Source organism: Ulvibacter sp. 2305UL32-6 (assembly GCF_058148545.1).
Genome location: NZ_JBYVKA010000002.1, coordinates 382,214 through 401,239, shown reverse-complemented (window position 1 = coordinate 401,239; position 19,026 = coordinate 382,214). Strand labels below are relative to the sequence as shown.

The 19,026-nt window shown below is 38.9% G+C and carries 16 protein-coding genes; 7 read left to right on the top strand and 9 right to left on the bottom strand.

The window, feature by feature from the left end:
* Nucleotides 1-75: 75 nt before the first annotated feature.
* Nucleotides 76-1,470 carry a class II fumarate hydratase gene (gene fumC, locus ACY2RU_RS07640; protein WP_490137846.1) on the bottom strand — a complete coding sequence of 465 codons (1,395 nt, stop codon included), beginning with the start codon at nucleotides 1,468-1,470 and terminating at the stop codon, nucleotides 76-78.
* A 171-nt stretch (nucleotides 1,471-1,641) separates the two neighbouring features.
* Between fumC and ACY2RU_RS07635 the strand changes: the two genes are divergently transcribed.
* The gene (locus ACY2RU_RS07635; RefSeq protein ID WP_490137845.1) at nucleotides 1,642-1,812 is read left to right on the top strand and encodes a hypothetical protein; all 171 of its coding nucleotides are present in this window, start codon (nucleotides 1,642-1,644) and stop codon (nucleotides 1,810-1,812) included.
* A gap of 80 nt (nucleotides 1,813-1,892) precedes the next feature.
* Here the strand turns inward: ACY2RU_RS07635 and ACY2RU_RS07630 are convergent, their stop codons facing one another.
* The 6 genes from ACY2RU_RS07630 to prfB form a co-directional block, all read right to left on the bottom strand.
* Entirely contained in the window at nucleotides 1,893-4,394 is a 2,502-nt protein-coding gene (locus ACY2RU_RS07630) for a TonB-dependent receptor (RefSeq protein WP_490137844.1), read from the bottom strand.
* 209 nt (nucleotides 4,395-4,603) lie between these two features.
* On the bottom strand, nucleotides 4,604-4,945 hold the full coding sequence (gene arsC, locus ACY2RU_RS07625) for an arsenate reductase (glutaredoxin) (RefSeq protein WP_490137843.1): 342 nt from the start codon (nucleotides 4,943-4,945) through the stop codon (nucleotides 4,604-4,606).
* A gap of 71 nt (nucleotides 4,946-5,016) precedes the next feature.
* Entirely contained in the window at nucleotides 5,017-5,493 is a 477-nt protein-coding gene (locus ACY2RU_RS07620) for a hypothetical protein (RefSeq protein ID WP_490137842.1), read from the bottom strand.
* 105 nt (nucleotides 5,494-5,598) lie between these two features.
* On the bottom strand, nucleotides 5,599-6,915 hold the full coding sequence (locus tag ACY2RU_RS07615) for a gliding motility protein GldB-related protein (RefSeq protein ID WP_490137841.1): 1,317 nt from the start codon (nucleotides 6,913-6,915) through the stop codon (nucleotides 5,599-5,601).
* Between the two features lie 82 nt (nucleotides 6,916-6,997).
* Nucleotides 6,998-7,471: a hypothetical protein gene (locus ACY2RU_RS07610; RefSeq protein WP_490137840.1), complete on the bottom strand. Its 474-nt coding sequence runs from the start codon at nucleotides 7,469-7,471 to the stop codon at nucleotides 6,998-7,000.
* Between the two features lie 60 nt (nucleotides 7,472-7,531).
* Nucleotides 7,532-8,639, bottom strand: a protein-coding gene (prfB, locus tag ACY2RU_RS07605) for a peptide chain release factor 2 (protein ID WP_490137839.1) whose coding sequence is annotated in 2 segments (ribosomal slippage) — nucleotides 7,532-8,575 and nucleotides 8,577-8,639 — 1,107 coding nt in all. Because the reading frame shifts where the segments join, the coding sequence is not laid out codon by codon here.
* Between the two features lie 160 nt (nucleotides 8,640-8,799).
* Here prfB and ACY2RU_RS07600 point away from each other — a divergent pair.
* Nucleotides 8,800-11,274: a zinc-dependent metalloprotease gene (locus ACY2RU_RS07600; RefSeq protein ID WP_490137838.1), complete on the top strand. Its 2,475-nt coding sequence runs from the start codon at nucleotides 8,800-8,802 to the stop codon at nucleotides 11,272-11,274.
* Nucleotides 11,275-11,430: 156 nt separating this feature from the next.
* Nucleotides 11,431-12,462 (top strand): threonine aldolase family protein, encoded by a 1,032-nt coding sequence (locus tag ACY2RU_RS07595; RefSeq protein WP_490137837.1) that lies wholly within the window; start codon nucleotides 11,431-11,433, stop codon nucleotides 12,460-12,462.
* 47 nt (nucleotides 12,463-12,509) lie between these two features.
* Here the strand turns inward: ACY2RU_RS07595 and ACY2RU_RS07590 are convergent, their stop codons facing one another.
* Complete coding sequence (locus ACY2RU_RS07590; protein ID WP_490137836.1) at nucleotides 12,510-12,830, bottom strand: YegP family protein; 321 nt, start codon at nucleotides 12,828-12,830, stop codon at nucleotides 12,510-12,512.
* Nucleotides 12,831-13,056: 226 nt separating this feature from the next.
* On the opposite strand from ACY2RU_RS07590, the gene ACY2RU_RS07585 reads away from it, so the two are divergent.
* Together ACY2RU_RS07585 and ACY2RU_RS07580 are read left to right on the top strand one after the other, a co-directional pair.
* Entirely contained in the window at nucleotides 13,057-14,742 is a 1,686-nt protein-coding gene (locus tag ACY2RU_RS07585; RefSeq protein WP_490137835.1) for an OmpA family protein, read from the top strand.
* Nucleotides 14,743-14,859: 117 nt separating this feature from the next.
* Complete coding sequence (locus tag ACY2RU_RS07580; protein ID WP_490137834.1) at nucleotides 14,860-15,357, top strand: thioredoxin family protein; 498 nt, start codon at nucleotides 14,860-14,862, stop codon at nucleotides 15,355-15,357.
* 1 nt (nucleotide 15,358) lies between these two features.
* Here ACY2RU_RS07580 and ACY2RU_RS07575 read toward each other — a convergent pair whose 3' ends face one another.
* Nucleotides 15,359-15,685 carry a YbaB/EbfC family nucleoid-associated protein gene (locus tag ACY2RU_RS07575; protein WP_490137833.1) on the bottom strand — a complete coding sequence of 109 codons (327 nt, stop codon included), beginning with the start codon at nucleotides 15,683-15,685 and terminating at the stop codon, nucleotides 15,359-15,361.
* A 65-nt stretch (nucleotides 15,686-15,750) separates the two neighbouring features.
* Between ACY2RU_RS07575 and ACY2RU_RS07570 the strand changes: the two genes are divergently transcribed.
* Both ACY2RU_RS07570 and capA read left to right on the top strand, forming a co-directional pair.
* On the top strand, nucleotides 15,751-17,886 hold the full coding sequence (locus tag ACY2RU_RS07570; protein ID WP_490137832.1) for a S9 family peptidase: 2,136 nt from the start codon (nucleotides 15,751-15,753) through the stop codon (nucleotides 17,884-17,886).
* Nucleotides 17,887-17,963: 77 nt separating this feature from the next.
* Nucleotides 17,964-19,001 carry a cysteate synthase gene (gene capA, locus ACY2RU_RS07565; protein WP_490137831.1) on the top strand — a complete coding sequence of 346 codons (1,038 nt, stop codon included), beginning with the start codon at nucleotides 17,964-17,966 and terminating at the stop codon, nucleotides 18,999-19,001.
* Nucleotides 19,002-19,026: the final 25 nt, after the last annotated feature.

The window sequence follows — 19,026 nt, the reverse complement described above, 5'->3', positions numbered from 1 at the left end:
AAAAATAAAAAAAAATACCACTCTTGTAGGAATGGTATTACATTTTAAGAAGGCTATCTTCGTAGTTGATTTAACTTACTTTTCGCCTACCATATCTTCAGGTTTTACCCAAGCGTCAAATTCTTCCGCAGAAAGATACCCTAAACGAACCGCTTCTTCCTTTAAAGTAGTTCCATTTTTATGAGCTGTATTTGCAATTTCGGCTGCTTTATAGTAACCTATTTTTGTGTTTAATGCAGTCACTAACATAAGTGAATTGTTCAATTGTGTTTTGATCACGGCTTCGTTCGCTTCAATTCCCTGAGCACAATGTATATCAAAAGATACGCATGCGTCTCCTATGAGTTGAGCAGATTGTAAAAAATTAGCTGCCATAACAGGTTTAAAGACGTTCAATTCAAAATGTCCTTGCATTCCACCAACGGTAATAGCCATATCGTTTCCAATAACTTGGGCGCAAACCATGGTCATTGCTTCACACTGGGTAGGATTCACCTTTCCTGGCATGATAGAAGAACCAGGCTCATTTGCAGGAAGCGTAATTTCGCCAATACCACTCCGCGGTCCGCTAGCAAGCATACGAATATCATTCGCGATCTTATTTAGAGAAACCGCCAATTGCTTCAATGCCCCATGTGATTCAACAATGGCATCGTGCGCAGCAAGAGCTTCAAATTTATTTTTTGCGGTAATAAAAGGTAAGCCAGTAAAATCTGCGATGTAAGCCGCTACTTTTACTGAATATCCCTTAGGTGTATTAATTCCTGTACCAACAGCAGTTCCACCTAAGGCAAGCTCAGAAAGGTGTGGAAGTGTATTTTTTAATGCCTTAATTCCATGTTCTAATTGAGAAGCATACCCACTAAATTCTTGTCCGAGTGTCAACGGTGTAGCGTCCATAAGGTGTGTTCGTCCAATTTTTACCACATTAGAAAACTCGTTAGACTTATTGACCAGCGTTTTATGTAGTTGAGAAACTCCAGGAATGGTATTTTCTATTACCTTCTTATAGGCTGCAATATGCATACCTGTAGGAAATGTATCATTTGAAGATTGTGATTTGTTTACATCGTCATTAGGTTGTAAGGTTTTTTCACCTTCGCCAACCACACGTCCCGCTAATTGATGCGCTCTATTTGCGATGACCTCGTTCACATTCATATTACTTTGTGTACCACTTCCGGTTTGCCAAATGACCAATGGAAACTGATCATCGTGTTTCCCATCTAAGATCTCATCACATACTTTAGCAATAAGGTCTCTTTTTTCTTCGGAAAGAACGCCAAGTTCACAATTAGTATAAGCTGCCGCTTTCTTTAAATAAGCGAAGCCATACACCACTTCTAGTGGCATGGAAGCCGGAGCTCCAATTTTAAAATTGTTTCGGGAACGCTCTGTTTGTGCGCCCCAAAGTTTATCGGCAGGTACTTGAACCTCGCCCATGGTATCTTTTTCAATTCGGTAGTTCATGGTATAAAATTTCAGTAGTACAAAGGTACTTTTTTATGAACTTCTACGGAAGTTTTTGGCTGGTGATATTTCTGAGGTTCCCGTTGAAAAGAATTTCCGTGAAGAATTTTAAATAGTGTTGTTTTTTCCGAAAAAACATTTTTATCTTTGCATGCATAAAACACGTTTACTATGTTCGATTTTAACCAATATTTAGGATTTCTTGCGTTTTTAACCATCTTGACCATCGGTTTTTGGTTGATGATCTTTTTAGTAGGGATAATTCCTTATTGGATCGGCGGACAATTATTAGAGAATATGAAGATGAAACGTGCGGCTAAAAAAGCTGAAAGAGAATTGTAAATAACTTCCCACGTTATATAATTGAAAGCCCCGAAATTTATTTTCGGGGCTTTCTTTTTTATGTTATGTTTCCGAAGATATTATCCTTCAAACTCACTGTCGTCACCATCTCGCTGCGGACGCTGACGTTGTTTCTTTTCATTGATTCGGTAGGTAAGGGCCAAGGTGATTTGACGCTGTCTCCACTGAAATTCACTATCACTAGTGAATGATTCAGTTTGTGTAAACGACTGCCGCTTTCTTGAGTTCAATAGGTCACTAACATTAAGTCCAATGGTACCATTATCATTCATAATGTCCTTACTAAATGCTAAATTCAGAGAGAAAATACCTTCGCTCTCAGTTTGTGCATTATTACTTGGTCCGCGGTAAAATGCAGTAGTTTGCCAATCGATCTTTGATGGCAAGGTAACTTTCGAACTAAAACGAGCAAACCAGCTTGTATTTTTTGCGCCATAATCTACGTCGTTAAAAAATCCTTCGGTTTCAAACTGAAAAAAGTTAAAACTACTATTTAATCGTAACCATTTAAGCGGATTGTAAAGAACACCTGCTTCTGCACCAATGCGTTTGTTGGTGGCAAGGTTGATAGGAATGGTACGGATAATAGCAACACCATTAGAGGTAAACATTCCGGTCTCTTCCTGAACACGCTCAAAAGCGTCAGTTTCATATTGATAGTATACAGAAGATGTTAGCGTTAGTTTTCTTCCGAAGCGCTTTAAATACCCTAGATCAAAGGCACTAGCATAGGCGGGATCAAGATCTGGATTCCCTTGAAATACATTCGCTTCAGAAGAACGGGAAGGAAATGGATTGATAAAATAACCACGCGGACGGTTAATACGGCGGTTATACCCTAAAGTAAAACTTGAGGTCTCATTAAGTTCATAGGTTAGGTTTACAGTAGGAAATAAACCTAAATAATTTTTGTCAAAGTTAAGATCAACATCATCGGTAGCCTCTACTTCAGCAGCTACATTTCCCTTGAGTTGCGTATTTTCTAAGCGTAAACCTGCCAGAAAGGAAAATTTACCAAACTTATTTCCGTATTGCGTATATACCGCACTGATATTTTCATCATAGGTAAAAACGTTTGAAATATCCTCATTTAGATAGAATTGGTTAGAAGTTCCTCCTTCTTCTAATAGTTCATAATCTGTAATAGACTCTTTATAGTTTCCACGTATACCTGCTTCAAATTGTGCGTTTTCGCCAATAGGTAATACATAATCTGCCTGCACTAAATATTCGGTTTGATCTTCGATAGCTGTAATGTATTCACTTGGAAGTCTTTCTGTATCTGGAAAAGTTGTGCTTTCAATAATATTAGAGATCTCCGTTTCATCATCCTTTTCATATTGCAAATCTATTGTCAGCTTTTGGCCGTCGTCATTTAAATCATTCACATAATTCAAGGAAAACTGATAACTCGTGTCTTCTTCCGTTTCATCTTCAATACGTGTTATGGAGGAAACGCGCGTATCGACCGGGTTAAAATTGTCTGTGATATTTGTGGTTTCAGTTGCATTGTCTCCTAATCGAAGAAATGCGCTACCTGTGATAGACGATTTGTCTGTTAAGAAGTACTCCATCCCAAGATTGGTGTTGAATCCCTTCCGAAGCCTATTATAATCACGATCTTCTGTAGTTCTATCAAATGTTGGTGAAACCACAGTGACTTCGCCTGTATCTTCATCAATTACGGTTCGGTCGAAATAACGGTTGTCAAAAGATGCATTTCCTGGGGCGTCACTATAACGGTACCCAGTTGTATTAAAAATATTAAACTTATCTGTTCTAAGGTTGATGTTTGTTGAGACATTGCTATTTATAGGTACACCAATGTTGACATTAATAGACCCGTTGAGACCTAATGTTTTTTCTTTCCGAAGGATAATATTTAGAATACCTGCGGTCCCTTCGGCATCATAACGCGCCGACGGACTCGTAATTACTTCTACGCGCTCAATAGCATCTGCAGGCAGTTGTCTTAGCGCATCGGTAGAACCAAAGCCGGCGATAGCACTTGGTTTTCCATTGATCAAAATACGAACGTTCTCATTTCCGCGTAGCGCAATGGCACCATCAACATCTACAGTTACCGAAGGCACGTTGTTTAATGCATCGCTAACTGTGGCGCCACTTGTGGTAAGATCTTTACCAATATTGTAGATCTTTTTGTCCAAACGAATTTGAACCTCTGTGGTTTCTGCACGAATAACCACCTCGTCTAAACTCTCTGAATCAAGTGCTAACATTATATTAGGGAGTGTTGTATCCTTGGTCAGTCGTTGCTTTGAAAGTACTTTCGACTCATAAGATATAAATTCAAATTTTACATCGTAAACTCCACTTGGGACTTCAATGCTATAAACTCCATCCATGTCGGTTATTCCTCCAGTAACAATTTTTCCTTGTTGGTCGGTAAATGAAACGGTGGCGTATTCTAAAGGTATATTGGTACCTGTTTCTAGGATTTTTCCTTTAATAATAACATCGGCAGCTTCCGATTGAGTTGGTCTTTGAGCCATAAGGAGCGCAGACGCACACAATAGGATCGAGGTAAGTATAGTTCGCATAAATTCTCTTTAGCAATTTTGACTACGAAAATAACTCCGTCCTTCGCGGTTAGTTTATAAAGTTGTGTTAAAAGAAAGTATGGAAACGTGAAAGTTTGAAAAAAGAGGGAAATAAGACCATGAAGCTGAAAGTGCGAGGCGAGAAGTTAGATGCTTGAATTAGATTACACCCCCATTAAATCATTCAATCATTAAATCATTCTTTCATTCTAAAGAATATCCAGAATCGCTTCTGGTGGTCTGCCTACAACTGCTTTATTGCCGTTAACAACAATGGGGCGTTCTATTAATTTAGGATTTTGAGCCATGGCGGTAATAATTTGAGCATCACTTAGATCTTTTCCTTTATAGTTTTCTTTCCAAATAGCTTCGTTAGTTCGTACCAGATCTATGGGTTTGATCTTAAGCAGATCAATGATCTCTTTTAGTTTTTCTTCGGAAAGGGGCGCGTCGAGATATTTAACGATTTGAAAATCTTTTGTAGCGTTTTCCAAGATCTGTAAGCCTTGACGGGATTTGCTGCAACGCGGATTGTGGTAAATGGTGATCATAGTATATTGATAAAGTGGTTCTTCAGGTAATTGTTGTATTTTCTTAAATCATTAAATCATTAAATCATTCTCTAATATCTAAGTTCCTGTAATTCTTCGGTATAGTCGTATTGCAAGTCTTCATGTAAGCCTGTAATTTTCTTTTCAATAAGAGCAAGTTGTCTGTCGAATAAATTCATTAAAGTAACATTACGCTTGATCGAAGGAGAAAATGCTTTAAGCTGCTCACAGAAATAGAGGAGGAGTTCCACTTCTGTTTCCTTATTTTGCGTATAGCGAATATACTTTTTAACCGATCTTAGAATTTTTCGGACACTCTTTTTAATAAATTGAAAGCGACTTCGGTTGATGGCTTCAAATTCTTCGTCTATTTCAGTTTTAATTGCACGTATATACGAAGCTTCATCTTCACTTTCAAAAAGTAAATATGTGAGTAATTCTTTGTTTTCCATCTTAAACCGAGCCAACCGAAGGCAAAGCGATTGCAGTTCTTCAGTAGAGCGGTAGGTCAATTCCTTTTTAAGCTGTGCTACGGTAGCTGGTTTCATGGAGTTTTATAAATTTTTACTCCTCAAAAGTAGGGATTCTCCTTGAGTTTTTACACCCGTTGCCGATATGTATAAAACAGTTTTCTTCGGAAAGATACCAAAACCTTAATCTGTAGTTTCTATGTCAATGGTATAGGGAATGAGATCTAGGCCCTCTTCAGATCTAAAATTGCTTGAAACTTCAACCTGATGACGCAGCTTAGGTTTCAGTGTGGCTTCAAACGTAAAATTTGTGCCATCTTCCGAATATCCAATGACATTCTCTACCCGAAGTAAATTATCAATTCCTAAGGTGCCTAGTTCAAAGCCACGCGTGTTCTTATCCATAGGCTGAGAAAATGTAATAGTGATCTCAGTCTTTCCCGAGGCTATTTCTTTTGCTCCATTGTTAAACGGTGAAAGCCTGATGACCCGTGGTCGCTGTGCTTGGTATTCCTTTTTATAAACTGAAATGGGCTTGTCAAAATACTGGGTCTGTTCTACAAAAGATTCAACTGCAGCAGCATTTGTATAATCAAGCTCAATCAATTCTTTGATGGCTTGTTGCTTGTTTTTACTACCCTCATAGTGTTTATCTGCAATCGCATACCCAATATAATATCCCAGATCTCGAGTATTGAATTCATTTTCGGTTGAATTCATGATCCAATTATATATAAAATTGCTGAACATCACCTTAGAAAAAGCATTCTTAACGGTTGCATCATTTTGTTTTCCGTAGTTAATACAAATGTTAGGGGAGCTTTGATCTAGTGCCTTTTCGGCCACAAATTCGGCTACACCTTCATAGAGACTTTGAGCTAAGAGGTTATGACCGATGGTTGTGATCTGTTGAGTATGAACAAACTCGTGGGTATTTAGAAATACGATGTTTTTACTCGGATTGGTACTAAAAAATGCGGGAAGATGCGATTGTTGATCTGAAAATTCACTAATTACGGTATTTTCATCGGCCATTGCTAATTCACTGCCAATAAGTACAAGACTGTCCATAGTCGTGCCTGGGGTTCTAAAAGCACCTACAGTAAAATAGATCTTTGCCGGTTTCAAATCAGGATATAAGGCTTGCAGTTTTTGTGTTCCCGCTGCCAGTACTTCGCTCAGATCTTTCGCTTTATTCATATTTGGACGAATAGATGCCCAGAATTTAGGATGTTTATTGATACCGTCGATATAATCTTGTGCAGAGTAGCGACGCGCTACACGTATAGAATCGAGCCCGGGGCTTCCCAATTGAAAGTAAAGAGAGTCTAGCAGTTGGTATTGCTGAAGGCTGTCGGTTGTTTTGACAATTTTATCATAAGCATTCCAAAATAGATCAATGTCTGAGGTAACAACATTTTCTGAAATTTTCTTTTCCGAAGGTGTATTGCAGCTTAAAATAAGCGCGCCAAATAGCATAACAACAAGTACTGATCTCATAGTGGTGGTTTAGGTTAGTAACCTAAAGATTTGAAGATTCAGTTATTGTTACACTTTGTGCTTATTTCCAAAGAAAAAAATACTAGAAATTCATAGAAAGACCCACACCGTTTTTGTTTGAAACAATAAAAAAGTCTGGTTTAAAATGAGCACTGCTATTTCCTAAGCTCGCGTTGTGAAGATCTACAGCTTCTTTAGCTTGTTTGCCTGCTTTAGCGGAAATAGGAATAGATACAACAATTAACGCCCCTCCTGCAATGGCAAAGGTCCAATTTGGATCACCCCCAGCGATTGAGCTTCCTATTGGTAAACCTACACCAAACGCACCAACTCCAGCTAAAATTTGAGCTATTCCGTTGTTGCTTTTAGATTTTTGCATGATAGCAGCCGATTGACTTTCAGGTACCATAGCTCGGTATAATTCGCCTGTAGTCATTTTGTTCCCATTTTGATAGAATTTATAACCAGTAAAAACTTTTTTTGACGCTATCGTTTGTGCTTCCGAAGAAAAAAAAGCACCAAACATAATGGCACAGCTTATAAGGAGAAGTTTCATGATGTTTTGATTTGGGTTCAAACAAATATAAGAAATGATCAGGAAGGCGGATCAAAACTTTTATAAATCGTCACTTGCCGCTTTTTGCCCCGTCATCATTAAATAAGCCTTTAAAAATTCATCAATCTGACCATCGAGGATGGCGTCGGTGTTACCGCTTTCGTGACCCGTACGTACATCTTTCACCAATTTGTATGGGTGAAGCACGTAGTTTCTGATCTGAGAGCCCCACTCAATAGCCATCTTTCCTGCTTCTATCTCGGCGCGTTGTGCCTGTTGTTTTCGGAGTTCGATTTCGTATAACTGACTCTTGAGCATTTGCATCGCTTTTTCACGGTTTTCCAATTGTGAACGGGTTTCACTGTTGTGAATTACAATACCACTGGGATGGTGCGTTAAAATGGCTTTGGTTTCCACTTTGTTCACGTTTTGTCCTCCAGCACCGCCACTTCGGGCGAAATCCCAAGAAATATCAGACGGATTAATATCAATTTCGATTGAATCATCCACAAGTGGATAAACATAGACACTCGCAAAACTCGTATGACGCTTTGCATTGCTGTCGAAAGGAGAGATACGCACCAAGCGATGTACACCATTTTCACTCTTTAACCAACCAAAAGCATAATCGCCATCAATCTCAAGCGTAACGGTTTTAATTCCCGCAACGTCACCCGCCTGAAAGTTGAGTTCTTTTACTTTATAACCGTTCTTTTCGGCCCACATCAAATACATACGCATAAGCATTTCGGCCCAATCGCAGCTTTCGGTACCACCAGCACCAGCTGTAATTTGAAGAACGGCACTTAAGTCGTCTCCCTCTTCACTTAACATATTTTTGAATTCGAGGGCTTCTATTGCTTCCAGCGCATTTCCGAAGCGGATCTCCACATTCTCGGCGAGTCCTTCTCCTTCTTTAAAAAATTCGTAAATAACTTCGGCATCCTCATATAACTCGACAGCCTTTTCAAAGTCGGTTACCCATCTTTTTTTGTTCCGAAGCTGTTTCATAAAAGCTTCAGCTTCTTGGGGTTTGTTCCAAAAATCTGGGTCAAAGGTTTTCTCTTCGTCGTTGGTGATCTCTATACGTTTTCTGGCTAGGTCAAAGATACTGCCTCAGCGCGTCAAGGCGGTTACTGAGGTCTTGGAGTTGGTCTTGTGTGATCAAGGTGCTTATTTTTATGTAAAATTACTATTTATGTTTTGCTTGCTGAAATTTTAAGGGATGATTTTGTAATTAGTAAGAAAGTCTCTGTTTTAAGCACTGAACAATTAGTGTTCACTTTTTTTTGTAGTTTTAAACTCTCCCCATCAATAATCTCGTAGCTATGAATAAATTATATGTATTAATGCTTTGTGTTTTCTTTGGAAGTAGCCTAGCAAACGCTCAATTTTTGGAGAAAAAGAAAGATCTTGAAACCTTTAAAGGATATTATAATTTTTACTATTCAGAAAAAGATGGCGAGCATTATCTTGAGGTTCCTAAAAAACGAATAGGCAATGAATTTCTTTATGTGCATTCACTTCGTACAGGTTTAGGATCGAATGATATAGGTTTGGATCGCGGACAGTTAGGCGATGGGGTAGTGGTTAAGTTTATAAAAAGTGGTAACAAATTACTTCTTTTACAACCCAATTTAAAGTTTCGCGCAATTACCGATAATAAGTTAGAAAGCAAATCGATCGATGAGGCCTTCGCTAAAAGCGTGCTCTTTGCTTTTGATATTAAAGAAACCAAGGGCAGTAATTATATTATTGACCTAACTCCCTTTTTGTTCTTAGATGCCCACGGTGTTGCTGCTAGATTAAAACGAAGCAAAGAAGGCGTTTATAAGCAAGATAAAACACGCAACACACTTTGGATGGAGCGTACCAAGGCTTTTCCGAAGAACGTAGAATTTGAGGCCATGCTTACTTTTGTTGGCGAACCAACTGGAAAAAATATTAGAAGTGTAGCACCCGACCCAAATTCGCTATCGGTTATTCAGCATCATAGTTTTGTGGAATTACCAGATGACGGTTATCAACCGCGTAGTTTCGATCCGAGAAGTGGTTCCTACCCGATGGATTATTTAGATTATAGCACACCAATTTGGGAGCCTATAAAGAAGCGCATTATCACAAGACACCGTTTGGAAAAGAAAGATCCCCTGTTGGCAGTAAGTGAAGCTAAAGAGCCAATTATCTATTATTTAGACCCAGGAACACCAGAGCCTGTGCGTTCGGCATTATTAGAGGGGGCAAGTTGGTGGAACCAAGCTTTTGAGTCGATTGGCTACAAAAATGCCTTTCAGGTTCAATTGCTACCCGAAGATGCAGATCCAATGGATGTTCGATACAATGTGATTCAGTGGGTACACCGTTCTACTCGAGGGTGGAGTTATGGCGCAAGTATTACTGATCCTCGTACGGGCGAGATCATTAAGGGCCACGTAAGTTTAGGCAGTCTTCGTATTCGTCAAGATTTTATGATCGCACAAGCACTTATGAACAAGCCTTTTGCGGAGAGCGATAGCAACTATCAGCCTATGTTAGAAATGGCTTTGGCAAGAATAAGACAGCTCTCAGCCCACGAAGTTGGACATACATTAGGTTTTGCTCATAATTATGCGGCAAGCACAAATAATAGATCGAGCGTCATGGATTATCCGCATCCTACTTTACGTTTGGTGAACGGCATCATTGATTTTAGCGATGCCTACGCGACAGGAATTGGCGATTGGGACAAGGTAACCGTGGCTTATAGTTACAGCGACAAACCCCCGAATATGACCGAAAAGGCCTATTTAACTGGAATATTAACGCGAGCGCAAGCACAAGGCATGCTATTTATTACGGATAGTGACGCGCGCGCGCCTGGAGGAGCACATGCAAAGGCCCATTTATGGGACAATGGCAATGATGCTTCGGAAGAATTGACGGCTGTTTTAGCGCTTCGGGAGAAAGCCATTGCGCAGTTTTCGCACGATAATATTAGAACCGGAGACCTTTATACGATGTTAGAAGACGTTTTTGTACCCCTGTATTTTTATCATCGTTTTCAAACCGAAGCTGCAGTAAAAAAAATAGGAGGGATGGATTATAACTACGCTGTAAAGGGTGATGAGCAGTTGATTCATAAGGCTCTTTCTAAGCAAGAACAACAAGATGCATTGGAAGCTGTGTTACAAACTTTAGATTATAAGAATTTGATGATACCAAACGATGTTTTGGCGTTATTTCCGCCAAGAGCTTTCGGTTATGGAAGAAATAGAGAATCATTTAAAAGTAATGCAGGAGTTGCTTTTGATCCATTAGGAGCGGCCGCAACGGCAGGCGATATGACTTTAAGCCTTTTGCTGAATCCGGAACGTTTAAATAGAATGGTAGCACAACGCGCTTCAAATCCAGAAGCGGCTATACCATTAGAAGAAATGTTTTTACAATTGGTTCGAACAGCTTTTAAGTCGGGAGAAGCTGGCACTGCGAGCTACGAGCATGAGGTGGCACGAACTATTCAGTATAGAGTGCTTTTGCATTTGCTTCAAATTCAAACCAGTGATAAAGCTATTCCGCAGGTAAAAGCGGCAACGATGACTGCTATAGACTACATTAGATCTTATACCGCTTCCGAGGGAATATCAGCCAATTCTCATTCGGGTGAGATGCAGAAGCCGTATAATGACACGGCCTATAAAAAGTATCTGAAAAAGGTGATAGAAGAGGCGGAAGAACACCCAGAGCGTTTTGTATTGCCAAAAGCTCCAAAGATCCCAGATGGGAGTCCGATTGGCAGTTTTGAGTGTTTTTTTGATGGTGAATAGTGATTCGAGAATAGGGAACAGTAAATCTATAGGAAATCTAGCATAATTTGTATTTTTACACCCAACACCCAACACCCAACACCCAACACCCAACACCCAACACCCAACACCCAACACCCAACACCCAACACCCAACACCCAACACCTATAGCATAAATGAAATATCCAGTTATTGACCTACGAAGTGACACCGTTACAAAGCCTACTCTGGGAATGATGGAGGCAATTATGAATGCTAAAACGGGCGATGATGTCTATAAAGAGGATCCTACGGTAAATCGTTTAGAGCAAATGGTGTGTGAATTCTTCGGAATGGATAATGCCTTGTTTTTTCCCACAGGAAGTATGGCAAATCAAGCTGCTATAAAGCTTCATACACAGCCGGGGGAACAACTTATTTGCGATAAATGGGCACATGTTTATAATTACGAAGGCGGTGGCGTTTCGTTCAATAGTGGTGTGAGCTGTAAGCTCGTAGATGGTGATAGAGGAATGATCAGCGCTGAACAAGTGACTGACAGCATTAATCCACCCGATTTTTACCACAGTCCGTTAACATCGTTGGTCTGTCTGGAAAACACAACCAACAAAGGCGGAGGTGCGTGTTATGATTTTGCTGAAATAGAACGTATCAAGAACGTTTGTGATGCAAACGGACTCGCTTTGCATTTGGATGGCGCTCGTTTAATGAATGCGTTGGTAGCCAAAGGAGAGGATGCAAAAGCCTACGGAAAGGTATTTGATACGATCTCATTGTGTTTTAGCAAAGGTTTGGGTACTCCTATTGGGACGGTTTTAGCGGGCAATTCCGAAGTTATGAAGAACGCCATTAGGGTGCGTAAGGTTTTAGGAGGTGGAATGCGGCAGATCGGCTTTATGGCAGCGGCGGCAATTTACGCTTTGGAGAACAATGTGGAGCGTTTAGCGGAAGATCATAGGAGAGCGATGGAAATAGCCGAATTACTTCGGAAAATGGCTTATATCAAAGCCGTTGAGCCTACAGAGACCAATATTGTAATCTTTTATTTAAGGGAGACGATTTCCGAAGAAAAGTTTATGAATGATTTGGAACAAATGGGAATCCGTATTAGCAATATGGGGCAAGGAAAGCTTCGAATTGTGACTCATTTGGATTATACCGAGCTTATGCATCAAAGATTTCTTGATGTTTTGAATTTATACAAATAAAAAAGGCCTTCATAGTGAAGACCTTTTAATATTTTAGTTTCTAAGATCTACTCGACCTCTTTCACTTCTGCTCCTGGAGCATTTTTCATTATAGATTCAATACCGTTGTTCATTCCAGACTCTGCTGCATACATCTGACTTGAACCTATGATCTGACCGTTAGTAGATTTAATATTGAAGTGGAATTTTCCATTGGCGGCAGTTTTGCGTTCCCAGCATTTTTCATCACCACAGTTTTTCTTTACAGATTCAATACCATTCATAGCACCAGATTTTGATGCATACATTTGGCTGGACAAAATAACCTGACCATTACCAGCTTTAAGAACAAAGTGGTATTTCTCTCCGCTTTTCTTTAGTTCGAACATACTTTTTAATTTAAAATTAGAATTATTGTAGGTTAAATATCGCAAAAAAAAACCATTCGTACGGCAGGAAATTTATAATTTTTTTATTTGCGAAATAGTTGTGTACTTCATCGTTTTTTAACGTTGTGTGGTCGAAAACAAACTTCTGATTATAGCCGTAACGAGATAATTTTCAGTAATTTGTAGCTGAAACAATTAGTTAGTAATAATCAAAACATCAACAAACATGAAAAAAATTATTTTATTGGGTTTATCGTTATTAGTCGCTTCTGTGACTTTTGCGCAAGACCTACCAACAAATCCCGAACCAGGTAAATGTTACGTTCGTTGTGTAACCCCAGATGTGTGGGTTAATCAAGAAGTAACTGTTCAAACAGCACCAGCCTACAAAAAACTAAGTGTAGTTCCTGCACAATACAAGAAGGAAACTATCACTGTTGATTCAAAGGCAGCCGGACAAAATTTGGAAGTAATTCCAGCACAGTACACAAAAGAATCTTTTACAATGGTAACTAAAGAAGCTGGTCAGCGTCTAGTTAGAATACCATCTTCTTCTAGTACTGAAACTGAAACAGTTGTAGTAAGCGATGCTAGTTATAGCCTTCGTGTAGTACCTGCTGTTTATGAGAACAGAGATTTCGAAGTTGTAGTTCAGCCAGCCTATCAAAAGGTAGAGACTGTTCCTGCAGTTTACGAAACCAGAGATGTAGTAATTACTACAAAAGAGCCATCACAACGTTTAGAAGTTATGCCAGCAGAATGGGGTACAGAAACGTTAACTTACAACAAAAGAGAATATGGTTCTACAATTAGAACAACGCCTGCAAGTTTTACTTCAGATTACGAAACGATCGAAGTAAAGCCAGCTACTGCTCGTTGGGAAATGAGTGATACTCCAGCAGCCGATTGTGCTTCTAGTGATCCTAATGACTGTAGATACTGGTGTTACAAAGGAATTCCAGCTGAATTTACAACAGTTTCAGTTCAGCGTTTAGCTGCTGATGCATCTTTTGTACGTGTTTCAGATTGTGATCCTAACAACAACAATGGTAAAGATTGTGGAACAGGAACTTACACAAGAACAATTTTAGTGAAGCCTGCTACAACAAGAGTAATTGATATTCCTGGTGAGAGCAAGACCATCAAAACAACTGTAATGGTTACACCTCCAACTACTCGTGTAGTTGATATTCCTGAAGTAAGAAAAACGATGAGCAAGCGTGTTATGGTAACACCTCCAACAACTGAGCGTATCGAAATTCCTGCAGTAACTAAAACTGTTAAGAGAACTGTTATTACAAACGAGTCAACACGAATGGAAACCATTCCTGCTGAGTCTAAAACGTTCACTAAAACAGTTATGTCTACACCTCCAACTACAAGAGCAGTTGAGCTAAAAGGACAAACTAAAACGTTGGAAGTAACAAAATTAGTTTCTGATGCACGTGTTGAAGAAGTTACTATGCCTGCACAGTTTAAAACAGTTACTAAAGAAGTACTTCAAACAAAAGGTGGTTTAACTACTTGGAAAGAAGTTGAATGTGCTCTAGTTGAGTACCAAGCACTTCCTATTAACTGGAACTTAGGTTCTGCAACATTAACCCCACAGGCGAAGAACATTATTGATACTCGCTTAATGCCAGTATTAGCTCAGAACCCTGGAATTAAGTTAGAGATCGCTTCTCACACAGATTCACGTGGTGGAAGTACTGCAAACCAAGACCTTTCTGAAAGAAGAGCACAGGCTGTAGTTACTTACCTTCAACAAAAAGGAATCAACAGTAGCCTATTGGTTGCTAATGGTTTTGGTGAGCGTAAATTGAGAAACAGATGTAAAGACGGTGTTTCATGTACAGAACGTGAGCATGCTGCAAATAGAAGAACTGAATTCCGATTGATTAACAATAACTAATCGAGAAATACATTCTTAACTAGTAATGAAAGAATTCCCAATTTTTTGGGAATTCTTTTTTTTTTACCATCTTTGGCATGGAAAGTGCACAAATCCCATATCTTAAATCTTTTCCAGATGAACAAATTATTGATCCTTGCATGCCTACTGCTCGTTAATATTTCTTTCGCCCAAGATGTCACAGAAGTTGGTGAAACAACTGAAGAAAACAGCACACTTGATTGGTTAACAAACCTAGAAGAAGCCGAAAAGATTTCCGAAGAAAAAAACCTACCCATCCTTATTTACTTTACAGGAAGTGATTGGTGCCCACCGTGTAAAGCGTTAAAAAAGGATTTCTTTGAAACTCCAGATTTTGCTCAACGCGCTAAGGGGCTTGTATTAGTTATGATCGATTATCCTAGAAGAATGGATATCATTTCAGATGAGCAACGCGCTTATAACAAAACGATCATCGCCAAGTATAATAGCAATAAGTCTTTTCCGAAGATTGTAATGGTCAATAAAAAAGGACATGAATTGGGTAAACTATCTGGTTATAGTTCATTTAACACCTACCAAGATACGAGTTATCATTTTTCGTTTGTAGATAAATACGTAGCGAAAAGTAACTAAATCACTTAAACATATTATCCATGCCTGGAATATTGGGCATACCTTCCTTCGCCACGGCTGCTAGCTCTGCCTCATTTATAGAAGTTGCTTTTTGAATGGCCTTGTTCAATGTAAGTATCAGATAATCCTCCAATTGCTCTTTGTCTTCTAAAAGAGAAGCATCAATACGAATATTCTTTATCTCACGGTTTGCCGTTAAAGTTATCTCTAGTAACTTATCACTGCTCGTTTCATCAATAAGTACTGTGTCTAATCGCTTTTTTGTAGCTTCAACTTTTTCTTGGGTTTCCTTTAATTTACCCATCATTCCCATTAAGTCTCCAAACATAATCTTGTGTTTTTTATTCAGTGCAAATTTACTACTTTGCAGCACTAAATATCAACCTTTTTATTATGAAAAACGTACTTGTACTTTCTTTAACAAGTTTAATTTTTGCGATTTCATGCCAAACGAAGGAATCTACTGAAACTGCTATGAAAATTACCCCTCCAAAAGCCGATAAAATTTTGAAATCACTAGAAATCCACGGTGATGTTCGTGAAGACAACTACTATTGGCTTAATGATAAAGAAAATGCTGAGGTGATCGATTATTTAGAGCGAGAAAATGATTATTACGAAAAGGTTACTGCGCATACCAAAGATTTTCAAAAAGATCTTTTTGAGGAAATGAAGGCGCGTATCAAAGAGGATGATGCTTCAGTGCCGTATTTTTATAACGGATATTATTATATCACTCGTTTTGAAACAGGAAAGGATTATCCCGTGTACACACGTAAAAAAGGGAGCTTAGATGCAGAAGAAGAGGTGATGTTCGACGTAAATTCGATGGCTGAAGGTCATTCGTATTATAACTTAAATGGAATTAATGTAAGTCCGGATAACACTTTGGTCGCCTTTGGCGTAGATACCCTAAGCCGTAGAAAATATACTATTTATATCAAGGATCTAACTACAGGAAAACTAAAGGAAACCGCTATTTCGCTAACAACGGGCGGTTCTACTTGGGCAAACGACAATAAAACACTTTTCTATACGCGTAAAGACGATCAAACCTTACGTTCTAATGAAATTTACAAACACACGCTGGGTTCTAATCCCGATGATGACAAATTAATTTTTACGGAAGATGATGAAACCTTCGGAACCTATGTTTACAAAACAAAATCGAATAAGTTTCTTGTAATTGGCTGTTATAGCACATTGACTTCGGAATATAGAATTTTAGATGCCAATAAGCCTAATGATGATTTCAAGGTTTTTCAGCCACGTATACGCGGACTCGAATACAATATTTCGCATTATGGTGATAGCTTTTATATTGTAACAAATAAGGATGGCGCAACCAATTTCAAGTTGATGAAAACTTCCGAAGAAAAAACGACCATGGAAAATTGGGTCGATGTTATTCCTCACAGAAAAGATGTACTGCTGGAAGATATCGATATTTTTAAAGATTATCTTGTGATCAGTGAACGCGATAACGGGCTTAATAGAATAAAAATTCAACGATGGGATAATAGTGATTCATATTATTTGCCGTTTGAAAGTGAGACCTATACGGCGTATACATCAACAAACCCAGAGTTTGATACTGATATTCTTCGATATGGTTATAATTCGTTAACAACGCCGTCATCAACGATCGATTTCAATATGGCTACCAAGGAAAAGACGGTCATGAAAGAGAATGAGGTGTTGGGAGGCAATTTTGACAAAAATAATTATGAATCTAAACGTGTCTGGGCAACGGCAGCCGATGGAACCAAAATACCGGTTTCGATGGTGTATAGAAAGGGACTTAAAATGGATGGAACCAATCCGTTATTACAGTACGCATATGGTTCATACGGAGCAACGATAGATCCTTACTTTTCAACGGTGCGATTAAGCTTGCTAGATCGCGGATTTATTTATGCGATCGCGCACGTACGTGGTGGAGAATACCTTGGACGTCAGTGGTATGAAGATGGAAAACTGCTTAAAAAGAAGAACACATTTACTGATTTTATAGATGTGTCGAAATATCTAATTGCAGAGGGATACACTTCGAAAGATCATTTGTATGCTTCGGGTGGCTCTGCAGGAGGGCTCCTCATGGGGGCGATCGTCAATATGGCGCCTAATTTGTATAATGGAGTGATCGCATCGGTACCTTTTGTGGATGTTGTTACAACCATGCTTGATGATAGTATTCCTTTAACTACGGGAGAATATGACGAATCGGGAAATCCGAATGAGCCCGAATATTACGCTTATATGAAATCGTATTCACCTTATGATAATGTAACCGCACAAGCCTATCCAAACCTACTGGTAACTACGGGTTTACATGATTCTCAAGTGCAGTATTGGGAGCCGGCAAAATGGGTTGCCAAGCTTCGTGAATTAAAGACTGATGATAATGTTCTATTGTTGCAAACCAATATGGATGCTGGACATGGCGGTGCTTCAGGCCGATTTGAAGCTTTAAAAGAAGTGGCAATGGATTATGCTTTTATACTTGATTTGGAACACATAAAGGAGTAATAAAAAATAATTATGTACCTTTGACCGATTTTACATTTGAACCTTTTGGCTTCATTTTTGTAATATGAAAACCCTATATGAGCGAATCTAAACTACCTCACAAAACAGTACTTGACTACATAGGTAATACACCTATTATCAAACTGAATAGGATGACAAAGGATATGCAAGGTGAATTTTTTGCCAAAGTAGAATCCTTTAATCCAGGACATTCTTCTAAAGACCGAATTGCCCTTTATATTCTAGAACAAGCCGAACAGCAAGGTATTTTGAAACCAGGAGACACCATCGTTGAAACAACGAGTGGTAACACAGGTTTTAGTATAGCTATGGTGAGCGCATTAAAAGGTTATAAGTGTATTTTAGCCGTAAGTTCAAAATCATCTAAAGATAAGATCAATATGCTGCGCTCTATGGGTGCTAAGGTATATGTTTGTCCGGCACACGTACCTGCAGATGATCCGCGCTCTTATTACGAGGTAGCAAAGCGAATTCACGAAGAAACACCTGGTTCTATTTATATAAATCAATATTTCAACCAGCTTAATATAGACGCACACTATTACTCTACGGGACCAGAGATCTGGAATCAGATGCAGGGTGAAATCACGCATTTGGTTGCTTGTAGTGGTACAGGTGGAACTATTTCAGGAACGGCTCGTTTTCTTAAAGAACAAAACCCAAATATTCAGATCATAGGAATTGACGCTTATGGTTCTGTACTTCAGAAATACCACGAAACAAAAGAATTCGATAAAAATGAGATCTATCCATACCGTATAGAAGGGCTTGGAAAAAATTTAATTCCATCGGCAACCGATTTTGATGCGATCGATCGTTTTGTAAAGGTAACCGATGAAAATAGCGCACATACAGCACGCGAGCTTGCTAAAACAGAAGGTCTCTTCTGTGGTTATACCAGCGGAGCTGCGATGCAAGGTGTAAAACAATTGGATGAAGAAGGTTTCTTCGGAAAAGATAGCAAAGTAGTTATTATCTTTCCCGATCATGGATCTCGTTATATGAGTAAATTATATAGCGATGAATGGATGGAACAACAAGGATTCTTCGATTCAAAATCAACTCCCATCGAGGAAGTTGAATATGTAAAATAATATCTGATTATCAGACTCTTAAGAG

Coding starts and splice junctions, on each gene's coding strand:
- ACY2RU_RS07595 (WP_490137837.1), top strand. CDS start 11,431: ATGAAATATCCAGTTATTGACCTACGAAGTGACACCGTTACAAAGCCT.
- ACY2RU_RS07585 (WP_490137835.1), top strand. CDS start 13,057: ATGAAAAAAATTATTTTATTGGGTTTATCGTTATTAGTCGCTTCTGTG.
- arsC (WP_490137843.1), bottom strand. CDS start 4,945: ATGATCACCATTTACCACAATCCGCGTTGCAGCAAATCCCGTCAAGGC.
- ACY2RU_RS07590 (WP_490137836.1), bottom strand. CDS start 12,830: ATGTTCGAACTAAAGAAAAGCGGAGAGAAATACCACTTTGTTCTTAAA.
- capA (WP_490137831.1), top strand. CDS start 17,964: ATGAGCGAATCTAAACTACCTCACAAAACAGTACTTGACTACATAGGT.
- ACY2RU_RS07620 (WP_490137842.1), bottom strand. CDS start 5,493: ATGAAACCAGCTACCGTAGCACAGCTTAAAAAGGAATTGACCTACCGC.
- ACY2RU_RS07610 (WP_490137840.1), bottom strand. CDS start 7,471: ATGAAACTTCTCCTTATAAGCTGTGCCATTATGTTTGGTGCTTTTTTT.
- ACY2RU_RS07600 (WP_490137838.1), top strand. CDS start 8,800: ATGAATAAATTATATGTATTAATGCTTTGTGTTTTCTTTGGAAGTAGC.
- ACY2RU_RS07630 (WP_490137844.1), bottom strand. CDS start 4,394: ATGCGAACTATACTTACCTCGATCCTATTGTGTGCGTCTGCGCTCCTT.
- fumC (WP_490137846.1), bottom strand. CDS start 1,470: ATGAACTACCGAATTGAAAAAGATACCATGGGCGAGGTTCAAGTACCT.
- ACY2RU_RS07615 (WP_490137841.1), bottom strand. CDS start 6,915: ATGAGATCAGTACTTGTTGTTATGCTATTTGGCGCGCTTATTTTAAGC.
- ACY2RU_RS07570 (WP_490137832.1), top strand. CDS start 15,751: ATGAAAAACGTACTTGTACTTTCTTTAACAAGTTTAATTTTTGCGATT.
- ACY2RU_RS07635 (WP_490137845.1), top strand. CDS start 1,642: ATGTTCGATTTTAACCAATATTTAGGATTTCTTGCGTTTTTAACCATC.
- ACY2RU_RS07575 (WP_490137833.1), bottom strand. CDS start 15,685: ATGTTTGGAGACTTAATGGGAATGATGGGTAAATTAAAGGAAACCCAA.
- ACY2RU_RS07580 (WP_490137834.1), top strand. CDS start 14,860: ATGAACAAATTATTGATCCTTGCATGCCTACTGCTCGTTAATATTTCT.